This window comes from Pseudomonas entomophila, from assembly GCF_018417595.1.
Classification (GTDB): domain Bacteria; phylum Pseudomonadota; class Gammaproteobacteria; order Pseudomonadales; family Pseudomonadaceae; genus Aquipseudomonas; species Aquipseudomonas entomophila_C.
This window is the reverse complement of the sequence record NZ_CP070982.1, coordinates 342,986-355,698: the sequence shown is the minus strand read 5'-3', so window position 1 is coordinate 355,698 and position 12,713 is coordinate 342,986. Positions and strand designations below refer to the sequence as shown.

Annotated in this window: 11 protein-coding genes; 1 reads left to right on the top strand and 10 read right to left on the bottom strand. The window is 63.3% G+C overall.

The features are described 5' to 3' along the window. Nucleotides 1-335 precede the first annotated feature (335 nt). The 7 genes from JYG34_RS01540 to pilM all read right to left on the bottom strand — a co-directional run bounded on the left by JYG34_RS01540 (nucleotide 336) and on the right by pilM (nucleotide 7,302). A complete protein-coding gene (locus JYG34_RS01540; RefSeq protein WP_213659225.1) occupies nucleotides 336-1,955 on the bottom strand; it encodes an AAA family ATPase in 1,620 nt (539 codons plus the stop codon). Nucleotides 1,956-1,970: 15 nt separating this feature from the next. Continuing rightward, complete coding sequence (aroB, locus tag JYG34_RS01535; protein ID WP_213659224.1) at nucleotides 1,971-3,068, bottom strand: 3-dehydroquinate synthase; 1,098 nt, start codon at nucleotides 3,066-3,068, stop codon at nucleotides 1,971-1,973. A gap of 97 nt (nucleotides 3,069-3,165) precedes the next feature. Further along, on the bottom strand, nucleotides 3,166-3,684 hold the full coding sequence (gene aroK / locus JYG34_RS01530; RefSeq protein ID WP_213659223.1) for a shikimate kinase AroK: 519 nt from the start codon (nucleotides 3,682-3,684) through the stop codon (nucleotides 3,166-3,168). Nucleotides 3,685-3,688: 4 nt separating this feature from the next. After that, nucleotides 3,689-4,933 (bottom strand): type IV pilus secretin PilQ, encoded by a 1,245-nt coding sequence (locus JYG34_RS01525; protein WP_213659222.1) that lies wholly within the window; start codon nucleotides 4,931-4,933, stop codon nucleotides 3,689-3,691. Then, nucleotides 4,893-5,843 (bottom strand): pilus assembly protein PilP, encoded by a 951-nt coding sequence (locus tag JYG34_RS01520; protein WP_213659221.1) that lies wholly within the window; start codon nucleotides 5,841-5,843, stop codon nucleotides 4,893-4,895. Before JYG34_RS01520 ends, JYG34_RS01525 begins: the two co-directional genes overlap by 41 nt. A 47-nt stretch (nucleotides 5,844-5,890) precedes the next feature. Further along, on the bottom strand, nucleotides 5,891-6,430 hold the full coding sequence (locus JYG34_RS01515) for a PilN domain-containing protein (protein WP_213659220.1): 540 nt from the start codon (nucleotides 6,428-6,430) through the stop codon (nucleotides 5,891-5,893). Further along, nucleotides 6,427-7,302 (bottom strand): type IV pilus biogenesis protein PilM, encoded by an 876-nt coding sequence (gene pilM / locus JYG34_RS01510; protein WP_213659219.1) that lies wholly within the window; start codon nucleotides 7,300-7,302, stop codon nucleotides 6,427-6,429. Before pilM ends, JYG34_RS01515 begins: the two co-directional genes overlap by 4 nt. Nucleotides 7,303-7,474: 172 nt before the next feature. Between pilM and JYG34_RS01505 the strand changes: the two genes are divergently transcribed. After that, nucleotides 7,475-9,925: a penicillin-binding protein 1A gene (locus JYG34_RS01505; protein WP_434011662.1), complete on the top strand. Its 2,451-nt coding sequence runs from the start codon at nucleotides 7,475-7,477 to the stop codon at nucleotides 9,923-9,925. A gap of 187 nt (nucleotides 9,926-10,112) precedes the next feature. Here the strand turns inward: JYG34_RS01505 and JYG34_RS01500 are convergent, their stop codons facing one another. From JYG34_RS01500 to rpmE, 3 genes are all read right to left on the bottom strand, one after another. Continuing rightward, nucleotides 10,113-11,381, bottom strand: coding sequence for a malic enzyme-like NAD(P)-binding protein (locus JYG34_RS01500; RefSeq protein WP_213659217.1), 1,269 nt, complete (start codon nucleotides 11,379-11,381; stop codon nucleotides 10,113-10,115). Between the two features lie 179 nt (nucleotides 11,382-11,560). Next, on the bottom strand, nucleotides 11,561-12,382 hold the full coding sequence (locus tag JYG34_RS01495) for a thermonuclease family protein (RefSeq protein WP_213659216.1): 822 nt from the start codon (nucleotides 12,380-12,382) through the stop codon (nucleotides 11,561-11,563). A 2-nt stretch (nucleotides 12,383-12,384) separates the two neighbouring features. Further along, a complete protein-coding gene (gene rpmE, locus JYG34_RS01490) occupies nucleotides 12,385-12,600 on the bottom strand; it encodes a 50S ribosomal protein L31 (protein WP_011531746.1) in 216 nt (71 codons plus the stop codon). Between the last annotated feature and the right edge of the window lie 113 nt (nucleotides 12,601-12,713).

The window sequence follows — 12,713 nt, the reverse complement described above, 5'->3', positions numbered from 1 at the left end:
AATCTCTTTTTTAACAACCACTTACCATCCACGCCGATCAAACGCCAGCTTTTTTGCGGTGGTCATGGAAAACCATTGTTGCACAGCGACAGCGACGCCCACAAATTTTCATGTCTCACCATTGAAAATTTATGTCGCAATTTTGAATGTTTTTGCGCCATGCGCCGTGGTAGCGGCTTGGCTCGAGTCTGAAGCGTTTCAGCCAGGACTGCAAGGAAGGGCTTGTGGCCGGCAGTCTGGGACAGAAAAGCCTGCCGCACGTGAATGCAGCAGGCTAGTCGAAAGCTAGAAGTCGCTCAGCAACTGGGCGGCGGGGTGGTGCCGCCCGGAAGGTATCAGCGGGCCGTGGCCAGCTCTTGTTGGACGCTGCCGACGGTACGTGGCCAAGGTTTACCAGCCTGGACCTTGGCTGGCAAGTTCTTGATTGCCGCAGCAGCGGCGTCGCGGCTGGCGAAGTTGCCGTAGGTGACGACGTACAGTGGCTTGCCCTGCAGGTTTTTCTTGAAGTAGCGATAGTCGCCACCCTGCTCCTTGACGAACGACTGGGCCGACGCCTCGGAGCTGGTGCCGAAGATCTGCACCACATAATTGCCCGGCTTCTGGCCGGCATACCAGCCACTGTTACCCGCACCACCGGCTGCCGGTTTCTCCACGGGCTTGGCTGCTGGCTTGGCGCTGGCGACCTGGGTCGGGGCTGGGGCAGGCTTCGCAGGTGCAACCGGTTTTGCCGGCTGGGTTGCGACAGGCTTTGGAGCCGGCGCAACCGGCTGAACCGGCGCAGTAGCGACCGGTTGCGCTGGCGCTGGCGCCGGGCTGGCAGTGGCCCCCTGCGGCGGCGCGATGGTGGTCACGGTCGGCGGCACGGCGGCCGACGGCGCGGACGGCTGCAGTGCGGTACTGCCGGCAGGGCCGCTCTCCTCGCCTTCGCCCATGCCCGCAGCCTGGGCCAGCGGCTCACGCATCACCGGCTGCGACTGACCGACCAGCGGCAGCGGCATCGGCTGGGAGGAGCCGGAGAATTCGATGGCTGGCGCACCATTGCCACCCTGCCCCAACGGCAGTTGGGCCTGCGCGGTAGGCGCCTCGGCCGGGGCCTTGTCGCCTTTCTTGGGCATCAGGACCGCCGCACCGACGGCGACCACGACCACAGCGGACAACGCGAGCACGTGTTTCTTAGGCATTTTGAACCCCATGGATGGTCGCTTGGCCGTGGTACGGCTGGCGATCATGGTTTCGATCAAGGTATCGCGGGCGACCTGGTTGATGTTGCCAGGCCAACCGTCGGAGTTTTCGTGGATGTCGACGATCTGCTCGCGAGTGAACACCTCGATGCCCCGGCCAGCACCTTCCAGGCGCTGTTCCAGGTACTCGCGGGTTTCTTCCTCGCTGTACGGGGCCAGCTCGATGATGTGGAAACGCTCCTCATCGATGTTCAGCTCTTCCAGCCCGGCGATCAGCGATGGCTCGCCGAACAGGAACACGTGCGGGCGCCCTTCGGAGGTGCCTGCCGCCAACTCCAGCAACGCTTGGAGTGCCGACTCGTCGAGTTGTTCCGCATCATCCACCAGCAGATAGACTTCCTGGCCGGTCAGCGCCAGTTGCACCACCTGCGTCAGAATGGCCTGCACTTCCGGCTGCGCCACGTTCAGCGACTGGGCCACCTGGCCGAGCACGCTGGCCGCATCGCTGGCACCACGGGCGGAGACCACCACGCTCTGCACCGACTGCTTGTTGGTGCTGGCCACCAGCGCCTGGCGCAGCAGGGTCTTGCCGCTGCCAACAGGGCCGGTGACCACCAGCATCAACTGGCTGTAGCGCGCCAGGTGGTGCAACTGGCCCAGCACCGGCTTGCGCTGGGCAGGGAAGAACTTGAAGCCGGGCACGCGGGGCGCGAACGGATCGTGGCTCAACTGGTAATGATCGAGGAACGCCTCATCGGCATGCAAAGTGCTCATTGCGTTGTCACAACCTCAAAGCTGGGCCACGATCGCGCGGTAATCCGCCGCCAGCGTGGCCTGAAGAATCTCTTTCGGATAGTCGTCGGTGACGACGGCCTCGCCCATCTGGCGCAACAGCACCAGGCGCAGGCGCCCGTCGAGCACTTTCTTGTCGACCGCCATGTGCTCCATGAAATGCGCCGGGGTCATTTCCTGTGGTGGCACCACCGGCAATCCTGCATCCTGCAGCAGGCGAATACCGCGATCACGCGCCGGCTGGTCGATCCAGCCCAGGCGCATGGACATTTCCAGGGCCATCACCGTGCCGGCCGCCACGGCTTCGCCGTGCAGCCATACACCGTAGCCCATGTGGGTTTCGATGGCGTGGCCGAAGGTGTGGCCAAGATTGAGCGTGGCGCGCACACCCGACTCGCGCTCGTCTGCACCGACCACGGCCGCCTTGGCCGCGCAGGAGCGGCGGATCGCTTCGGTCAGGGCCACGGGTTCCAGGGCGCGCAAGGCCTGCATGTTGTCTTCGAGCCACCCGAGGAAGGGCTCGTCGCAGATCAGGCCGTACTTGATGATTTCGGCCAGCCCCGCAGACAGCTCGCGCTCGGGCAGCGTCTTCAGGCTGGTGGTGTCGATCAGTACTGCATTGGGCTGATAGAAAGCACCGACCATGTTCTTGCCCAGCGGGTGGTTGATACCGGTCTTGCCGCCGACCGAAGAATCCACCTGGGACAGCAGGGTGGTCGGGACCTGGATGAAGTCCACGCCACGCTGGTAGCAGGCCGCGGCGAAGCCGGCCATGTCACCGATCACGCCGCCACCAAGCGCCACCACGGTGGTGCGTCGGTCGTGACGCGCGGTCAGCAGGGCATCGAAGATCAGTTGCAGGGTTTCCCAGTTCTTGTGTTTTTCGCCGTCGGGCAGCACCACCGGCAGCACCGAGTAGGCGCCCAACGTCTTGCTCAGGCGTTCGAGATACAGGGGCGCGACGGTCTCGTTCGAGATGATGGCGACCTGCCGGCCGGCGATATGTGGCGCCAGCAGCTCTGGCTGGTCCAGCAGGCCCTCGCCAATGTAGATCGGATAGCTACGTTCGCCCAGGTCGACCTTTAGTGTCTGCATGTATCCCCACAATGTACTTGGGCGCGGCGCCTATCGAGCGAGCCACGCGATCAGGTTGAACCCCGCCTCGGCGATGGAGGCCGAGGATAGACCCCGCTTATCGGGGCGGCAACTGCTGCAGGCGCTCCAGAATATCGAGCACCACCATGCGCGGCGGCCGTTCGTCGGTTTCCACCACCAGGTCGGCAATCTCGCGATAGAGCGGGTCACGCGCTTCGAACAGGGCGCGCAGGGTCGCTTCCGGGTTGGCGGTGCGCAACAAGGGCCGGTTGCGGTCCCGCGCGGTGCGCCCGACCTGCTGCGCCACCGAAGCATGCAAGTAGACCACCCGGCCGCCCGCACGCAGCGCGATGCGGTTGGCATCACGCATCACCGCGCCGCCGCCGGTGGCCAGCACCACACCGTCGAGATCACAGAGTTCGGCGATCATCGCCTGCTCACGGTCGCGAAAGCCCGGTTCGCCTTCCTTGTCGAAGATCCACGGGATGTTGGCGCCGGTTCGCAGTTCGATTTCCTTGTCGGAATCCTTGAACAGCAGGCGCAGCTCTTTGGCCAACAGGCGTCCGATGGTGCTCTTTCCAGCGCCCATGGGCCCCACAAGTATCAAATTTCGCACAGAATCAACGACTCACAGCAATCGCCTGGTCACTCATGATACGCGGAGTCAGGAAGACCAGCAGCTCGGATTTTTTCTCTTGTAATGCATCGCGTCGAAACAGCCGCCCAACATACGGCAGATCGCCGAAAAATGGCACCTTGTCGACCACATTGTTCTGCGACGTCGAGTACACGCCACCAATCACAATGGTCTCGCCATCGGTGACCCGCACCTTGGCATTGACTTCGTTCTTGCGGATGGGGGGCACGTTGTTCAGGGCATTGACGAAATCCGGCTCGTCCTTGGTCACCCGCACCTCCATGATCACCTTGCCATCCGGGGTGATCTGCGGTGTCACTTCCAACGACAGGGAGGCTTCGCGAAACGAGATGGAGGTGGCACCGCTCTTGGTGGTCTCCTGATAGGGAACCTCGGTGCCCTTGAGAATGCGCGCGGTCTCCTTGTCGGCGGTAACGACCCTGGGCTGGGAGATGATCTCGCCATTGCCGCTTTTTTCCATCGCGCTGAGCTCGAGGTCGAGCAGGATGTCGCTGCGCAACAAACCGACCCCAAGCGCCGAGGTCGCCCGCTCCACACCCAGGTCGACGAACAGATCACTGCCCAGGCGGTTGTCCTGGCCATACAGCGGACCACCCCAGCGCACGCCCAAGGCCTTTTCATAATCGATGTTGGCCTCGACGATGCGAGCCTCGATCATGACCTGGCGCACAGGCACATCGAGCTGGGTCACCAACCGCCGGATTTCACCCAACCGATCCGCGGGCTGGGCAACCACCAGCGTATTGGTGCGTGCATCCACGCTCAAGCTGCCGCGCCCGGCCAGGATGCCGTCGTCGGCCAGGCTCGCCAGCAGCAGCTCGGCAAGCTCCGACGCCTTGGCGTGATGGACCGGTATAAGCTCCCGCCGCAACGGCTCGAGCCGAGCGTCCAGCGCCTGCTCCAGATGGGCGCCGCGCGACTGCTCGGCGAGCTCGGCAATGGGCGCCACCAACAGCACATTCCCCTCCTGCCGGCGCCCCAACCCCTTGCTGCGTAATACAAGGTCGAGTGCCTGGTCCCAGGGCACCTCCTCCAGCCTGAGGGTGACTCGCCCCTGGACGGCATCGCTGGCCACCAGGTTGATACCGGCGTAGTCGGCCATTACCTGCAATACCGCACGCACTTCCACATCCTGGAAGTTCAACGACATCGATTCGCCCTGAAACTCAGCCGCCAGCGTTGCCCGTACGCCCAACAGCACCAGCATCGCGCTCGCCAGCCCCGTCAATCTCATCCTTGACCTCCCCACGCGCACTCTTCCCGAGAGCCAGATACCTGGAACGCTCCTGCCAAGCACCACCGATGAACAAGCGCTCACGCACCTCGACCTGCTCGGCATCTATGCTCACCACAAACCCCTCGTCACGCCCCAAAGGCTCCCCGGCCGCCACCCGGTACAGGCGGCCAGCTGAACGCAGCAACGCCTGGCGACCGCCAGCGCCGGACAAACTACCCACCATTTCCAACTGCTCCAGAGGGATCCGCCCGAGCCCAGGATCAGCCGAGCCGTCACTCCCGGCCTGGAACGGATCGAAGGCTACGACTGGGTAGGTCGAGCGAGCGGGCTCGTCAGCCAAATTGTCAGGAGGCTCAAGCGGCTCTCCTGGGTGATGGAGATCTACCTGTAACCGCGCACTGACTATCCCGGCTCGCTCATCACCCCCGCTCACGTTCAGGCGCGGAACAGTCAACAGTCGCAGCTGCCCAAGCCATTGCACCAGCCACGCGTGCAACGCCGGGTAGCTGCCCTTCACCTGGATGTCGAGGGGCAACCTGCGGTATCCGGCTTCCTGTCGCTCCTCAAGCACCTCCAGCCGTTCGAACAGCAAGCCATGCTCGTGCCCCGAGACCGCCAGCTGATCGAGCAACTCACTAATGCCCTCGCCCGCCGCCAGCCGCCATCGCTCCGCGCGCAAACGCTGCTCCATTTCCTCCAGCGCCCTGCGCTCGGCATCGACGTCAAAGGCCAGGGTGGCCCCGGCTTCGTGCTCCTGACGCAGCCGATGCTCCGTCAACACAGCGAACTGGTAGCCCTGATGCACCTCGCGCAAGCGGCCCAGGTAACCTGCAACGCCCACTGCCAGCACCAGCGATAACACGACAATGAACCTGAACAAGGGGGATCGATGCACCGCCCCCTGCCAATCGAACACCCACCTGCCGGTCACGACCACCTCGCCGGCAAGCGCGCCGTCATGACAAATTCGTCGCCCCCGGAGCTGTGCCTGAGGCGTACAAGCTCCAGGTCCTGAAGCACATCTGCCTGCTCCAGCCTGCGCATCAGCAAAGCCACCACGGATGCCGAGGCGGCCTTTCCCGTCAGTTGCACTCGATCACCCTGCACATCCAGCTCGCGCAATCGCGCCCCCTCAGGCATGGCCATCTCCAGGCCTGAGAAAAGCGCTGGCAGCAAAGCCTGCGCCGCCCTGAGCCTGGACAACGCCATGTACTGTGCAAGCAAGGCATTATGTGAAGCGCGCAGATGCTCAACCTGTGTCTGAGCGATATCGAACCCTTCCACTTCGCGCTGCAGAGCAGCGATCAGCTCATTCTGTCGAGCCAGGCGTGACTGCATGCTTTGATCGAACAGCATCACCGCGACGACTGCCATCACCAGGCTGGCCATCAGCACACCCCGGAACTGCCGCACAACCGCTACCCGACGCAACTCACGCCAAGGCATCAAGTTCAAACGTACTTTCATGGCCGCAAGCCTCCCAACGCCAGCCCGCACGCCAAAGCCATGGATGCCGCAAAGGTTTCGGACTCGGCGCTGCCAGCCAGCGGCGAAGGGCGCGCGAGGCTGCAGCGCACCGCCAGCCGGTCAGCCAACTGCCCGGCTCGCTCGGCGTCCGCGGCGCCCCCTGCAAGCATCACTTGCCTCACTCGCTCCCGCGCGCCATGCAACGACCAGAGACGCTCAACGCTTTGGAGCCATTGCCCCGATGCCTCCAAAGCGAGGTGCTGACGCTGGGGAACAGGATCACCCTGCCAACCATGCAGCACGATTTCGCCAGCCTCCAACTGCAATAGCGCCGAATCGGCCGACGCTGCGCCCCCCGATGCACGCAACAGGGCGAAACTGTCGACCTCCATGGCCGCTATCTGCATTCCCGCCTGGTTGAACATTTGCTCAAGAGGGTCAAGCTGGCTCTGCCGGCAGGCGGCCACCAGGACATCGGTATGGGCAGGGCTCTCGGCAGAGCCCCCCAACACCTGGAAATCCAGGGCCAGGTCATCCAGCGGGAAGGGAAACAATTGCTCGGCCTGGGCAAGCAACTGCGCCTCTGTGTCGAATCGGGTTGTGTCGGAAGGTAGCTGACAGACCTTGCAGATCACCTGTGATGCCGGCAACGCCAGCGCGACCCTCCGTTGCGGCGTCGCACAGCGTCGGTGCGCCTCGCGCAGGGCTTCAGGCAGTTGCGAATGACCCATCGGCCTCGTAATTGGCTCGCAAGCCCAGGCCGCGACTCGCCAATGCCCGCGTTGGCGGCGCAATTGCAGCATTCGTATGGTGTCGGAGGTAATTTCAACCCCCAGCAGTGAACCGGCATCCCTGCCAAAGCGTCCGAGCATGGCTGTCCCTTCCTGGTCACGGCGAGCCGACGCGATTGCGGCGCCAGCGGTCATCGCCAGGCCCCGACCGGTCACCCGATGGGGCGAAAAGTGCTTATAATGCCCAGCGAATTTTCCCGTCCGCTGGCCCTGCGCGCCCTCCACTCCTCAACCTGGACACCCAAAAGCCTTGATACGCCTGCTGAAGTTCTTCTGGTGGTCTTTCGTCGCAGTCATCTGCGCGCTCGTACTCGGTGTGAGCGGTGCGTTCCTGTATCTTAGCCCCAGCCTGCCCTCGGTCGATTCGCTGCGAAGCGTCCAGTTGCAAATCCCCCTGAGGGTGTACAGCAGCGATGGCAAACTGATTGCCGAGTTCGGCGAGATGCGGCGCTCGCCGATCAAATTCCAGGAAATTCCCCCACAGTTCATCCAGGCGCTTCTGTCCGCCGAAGACGACAACTTCCTCAACCACTACGGTGTAGACCCCAGCAGCCTGATGCGCGCGGCCACGCAACTGCTCAAGTCCGGGCATATCCAGACCGGCGGCAGCACCATCACCATGCAGGTGGCGAAGAACTTCTTCCTGAGCAGCGAACGCAGCTTCTCGCGCAAGACCAACGAGATCCTCCTGGCGCTGCAGATCGAACGCGAGCTGACCAAGGACGAGATTCTCGAGCTGTACGTCAACAAGATCTACCTGGGTAACCGCGCCTACGGCATCGACGCGGCGGCTCAGGTGTACTACGGCAAGTCGATCCGCGACGTCAGCCTGGCGCAGATGGCCATGATCGCCGGCCTGCCCAAGGCACCATCGCGCTTCAACCCGCTGGCCAACCCAGTGCGCGCCAAGGAGCGCCGCGACTGGATCCTCGGGCGCATGTACAAACTCGGCAAGATCGACGATGCCAGCTACCAGGCCGCCCTGGCCGAACCGCTCAACGCCAGCTACCACGTGCCGACCCCGGAAGTGAACGCGCCCTATGTCGCCGAGATGGCCCGCGCCGAGATGGTCGGGCGCTATGGCAGCGACGCCTACACCGAAGGCTTCCGCGTCACCACCACCGTGCCCAGCGACATGCAGCAGATGGCCAACAATGCGGTGCTCAACGGGCTCTCCGAATACGACGAGCGCCATGGTTATCGCGGCCCCGAGGCACGCTTCCCCAGCAAGACCCGAGCCGCCTGGCTGCAGGACTTGGGCAAGCAGCGCACCTTGGGCGGCCTGGAACCGGCCATCGTCACCCATGTCGAGAAGAACGGCCTGAAGGTGATGACCCGCGCCGGCCTGGAAGAGGACGTGGCCTGGGACACCATGAAATGGGCCCGCCCTTATATAAACAGCAACTCGCAAGGCCGTTCGCCGCAGTCACCGGCCGATGTGGCCCAGGTCGGCGACCTCGTGCGCCTGCAACGCCTGGAGAACGGCAAGCTCAAGTTCAGCCAAGTGCCAGGTGCACAGAGCGCACTGGTCACCCTCGACCCTTACAATGGCGCCATCCGCGCCCTGGTCGGTGGTTTCTCCTTCGAGCAGAGCAACTACAACCGCGCCATGCAGGCCAAGCGTCAGCCCGGCTCCAGCTTCAAGCCGTTCGTCTACAGCGCCGCGCTGGACAACGGCTACACCGCTGCCAGCCTGGTCAACGACGCACCGATCGTGTTCGTCGACGAGTACCTGGACAAGGTCTGGCGTCCGAAGAACGACACCAACACCTTCCTCGGCCCGATCCGCATGCGCGAGGCGCTGTACAAGTCGCGCAACCTGGTCTCGATCCGACTGCTGCAAGCGATGGGCGTCGACCGCACCATCGACTACATCGCCAAGTTCGGCTTCAACAAGCAGGACCTGCCGCGCAACCTGTCGCTGGCTCTCGGCACCGCGACCTTGACGCCCATGGAGATTGCCACCGGCTGGAGCACCTTCGCCAACGGCGGCTACAAGATCAGCCCGTACCTGATCGACCGCGTCGAAAGCCGCAACGGCGAAACCCTGTTCACTGCCAACCCGGCGCGCGTGCCCCAGGGCAGCCAGGACCAGGCCGGCCTTGCGGCGCCTGAGCAGCCGATCAGTGTCGCGCCGATGCCAGGGGAAGCCCCCTCGGCCTTTGGCCAGGTGGCCCCGGCACCTCAGGCGCCGGCCATCGCCGAGCAGATCATCGACGGTCGCACCACCTACATCCTCACCAGCATGCTGCAGGACGTGATCAAGCGCGGCACCGGCCGCCGCGCCCTGGCCCTGGGCCGTGGCGACCTGGCAGGCAAGACCGGTACCACCAACGAATCCAAGGACGCCTGGTTCTCCGGCTACAACGCCGACTATGTCACTACCGTCTGGGTAGGTTTCGACCAGCCCGAGACGCTGGGCCGCCGCGAGTATGGTGGCACCGTGGCGCTGCCGATCTGGATGAGTTTCATGGGCCAGGCGCTCAAGGACAAACCCGAGCATGCGCCGGCCGAGCCCGAGGGTATTCTCAGCCTGCGCGTCGACCCAGTCAGCGGCCGTGCGGCCACACCCAGCACGCCGAACGCCTACTTCGAGCTGTTCAAGGCCGAGGATTCGCCACCGTCGGTGGATGAGCTGGGCAATGGCGCGGCGCCAGGCAGCCCGCTGCCAGCGGATGAATCGGCACCGATGGATCTGTTCTGACCAGGCAAAATACAGTCTCAAAGGCAACTTCGGTCCTGTGGGAGCGGGTTTACCCGCGAAGGCTTCAGCGAAGCCAAAGACGTTTTCGCGGGTAAACCTGCCCCCACAATAACTTCGGTGAACCCACAGACAAGCAAAAAGCCCCGGCTCTCACGAGCCGGGGCTTTTTCATGACGCTACAACGGGATCAGCCGTTGAACACGTCATCCACGCTCTTGAGCGGGTAGTGCTTCGGATACGGCAGGGTCGCCACGCCGGATTCGATGGCAGCCTTGGCCACGGCATCGGAAACCACGGTGATCAGGCGGGCATCCAGCGGCTTCGGAATGATGTACTCGCGGCCGAATTCCAGGGCTTGTACACCGTACGCCTCGCAAACTTCCTTCGGCACTGGCAGCTTGGCCAGGTCCTTCAGGGCGATGGCGGCGGCGATCTTCATTTCTTCGTTGATGCGCTTGGCGCGAACGTCCAGGGCACCACGGAAGATGAACGGGAAGCCAAGCACGTTGTTGACCTGGTTCGGGTAGTCGGAGCGACCGGTGGCCATGATTACGTCGCTGCGAGTGGCGTGGGCCAGTTCCGGGGCGATTTCTGGGTCCGGGTTCGAGCAGGCGAACACGATCGGGTTGGCGGCCATCGACTTCAGGCCTTCGGCGCTCAGCAGGTTCGGGCCGGACAGACCGACAAACACGTCAGCGCCGTCGAGGGCATCAGCCAGGGTGCGCTTGTCGGTGGTGTGGGCGAACTGGGCCTTGTACTGGTTCAGGTCGTCGCGGCCGGCATGGATCACGCCGCTGCGGTCGATCATGAAGATGTTCTCGACCTTGGCGCCCATGCTCACCAGCAGCTTCATGCAGGAAATGGCCGCGGCGCCGGCGCCCAGGCAGACGATCTTGGCGTCTTCGAGCTTCTTGCCGGCGATTTCCAGGGCGTTGATCATGCCGGCCGCGGTGACGATGGCGGTGCCGTGCTGGTCATCGTGGAACACCGGGATGTCGCACTGCTCGATCAGGGTGCGCTCGATCTCGAAGCACTCAGGTGCCTTGATATCCTCGAGGTTGATGCCACCGAAGGTGATGGAGATACGGCGCACGGTGTCGATGAAGGCCTGCGGGCTTTCCGACTCGACTTCGATGTCGAACACGTCGATACCGGCGAAACGCTTGAACAGAACACCCTTGCCTTCCATGACCGGCTTCGAGGCCAGCGGGCCCAGGTCACCCAGACCGAGGATCGCGGTACCGTCGGAAATCACCGCGACCAGGTTGCCCTTGCCGGTGTACTTGTAGGCCAGCTCCGGATCACGGCCGATCTCGCGCACGGGTTCGGCGACGCCTGGGCTGTAGGCCAGGGCGAGGTCGCGGGCGGTGGCGGTTGGCTTGGAGAGCTCGACGCTCAGTTTCCCCGGACGAGGCTGAGCGTGGTATTCGAGAGCGGCGGTTTTCAGGTCTGACATGATGGGCATTCCGCTATTTACTGTTCTGACGGACCGCCGAGGATACGCAAAGTGCCGGGGGGCGACAAGACTGCCCGGTCACTATGTGTCAAGGCCTCTGGCCTACGACTTTACGCTATAACCCACGGGGCTTACGGAAGCCAGTGTGTACAATCCAATAGCAAACTGTCTACAACTATTTAGCCGGAAACAGGCTCCAACATACTCGGATCGGTCAATGGCAACAGCCAGCGTTGCTGCCCGGGCTTGAGCCCACCCTTGCGGGAACGATCCAGCACCCAGCCACGCGCCTCGACCTGGCGTCCCTTGAGGTTAGCGAAGAAGCTGGCAGGGAAGTTGTGCTGCAGACGAGCGGGAATCTGCAGTACCACCGAGTCGTCGAGTTCCAGCCAGACACCGCCACGATTGCGCTCGATGGCCGTGATTTTACCAACGATCACCGCAAACCCTGATTGCCGCACGTGCTCCGCAGGCAACACCGGCGACGCTCGCCAGAGCCCGACCTTCGCCTTTCGAGCAGCTTGTTCCGCTTGCTGCTGACAGCTGGTCAACGTCACATTGGGTGCGATCGCTACCCGGTAGCCAAGCCCTTCGCTGAGCAATTGTGCTTCCAGATTGTCGCCAGACCGACCATACAGGTGCGCCAGCGTGCGACCGTACTTGTCCTTGCCTTCGACACCCGGGACCAACCCGATACGACCGTCACTGGCCTTGACCAGTGCCTGCAACCGCCGCTTGGCGGCCTCGGCATAGGGTTCGCTGGTTCGCCCCTTGTGGCCGATCTCGGGCGCATTGATGCCGATGAGCCGCACGCTACGGCCATCAACCAGGCGCACGGTGTCGCCATCGACCACGCTGCGCACCGCCACCTGCTGCGGGCTTTCAGGCAAGGGGCAGAAGGCCTGGGCCGGAAAATGCCAGATCGCGCCCACAAAAAAGGCGCCCACAAGGGGCGCCTTCTTTTGCAGCAGCGCGAACCTCGAGAGATTCGCCATGCGCATGATTACTTCTTGGTACCGAACATACCGAAGCGATCGGCGAACTTCTGTACGCGACCACCGGTGTCCAGGACTTTCTGCTTACCGGTGTAGAACGGGTGGCACAGGTTGCAAACGTCGATCGCCAGGACGCTGCCCAGGGTCGAACGGGTTTCAAACTTGTTGCCGCAGCTGCAGGTGACTGCAACTACTTCGTAGTTCGGATGAATATCTGCTTTCATGGTCACTTCCTCGAGCTGCGTGCCGCCACCCAACACCTATTGTTGAATACCGCACGTAATTAGGCGGCGAATAATACCAGAGCGCCAAGCCAACGCAAGTTGTCGCTTGCACC

What these genes read in the sequence shown, in the direction of transcription:
- JYG34_RS01540 (WP_213659225.1), bottom strand. Translation starts at nt 1,955, where the DNA reads ATGAGCACTTTGCATGCCGATGAGGCGTTCCTCGATCATTACCAGTTG.
- aroB (WP_213659224.1), bottom strand. Translation starts at nt 3,068, where the DNA reads ATGCAGACACTAAAGGTCGACCTGGGCGAACGTAGCTATCCGATCTAC.
- JYG34_RS01525 (WP_213659222.1), bottom strand. Translation starts at nt 4,933, where the DNA reads ATGCTGGTGCTGTTGGGCGTACGGGCAACGCTGGCGGCTGAGTTTCAG.
- JYG34_RS01515 (WP_213659220.1), bottom strand. Translation starts at nt 6,430, where the DNA reads ATGAAAGTACGTTTGAACTTGATGCCTTGGCGTGAGTTGCGTCGGGTA.
- pilM (WP_213659219.1), bottom strand. Translation starts at nt 7,302, where the DNA reads ATGCTCGGACGCTTTGGCAGGGATGCCGGTTCACTGCTGGGGGTTGAA.
- JYG34_RS01500 (WP_213659217.1), bottom strand. Translation starts at nt 11,381, where the DNA reads ATGTCAGACCTGAAAACCGCCGCTCTCGAATACCACGCTCAGCCTCGT.
- JYG34_RS01495 (WP_213659216.1), bottom strand. Translation starts at nt 12,382, where the DNA reads ATGCGCATGGCGAATCTCTCGAGGTTCGCGCTGCTGCAAAAGAAGGCG.
- rpmE (WP_011531746.1), bottom strand. Translation starts at nt 12,600, where the DNA reads ATGAAAGCAGATATTCATCCGAACTACGAAGTAGTTGCAGTCACCTGC.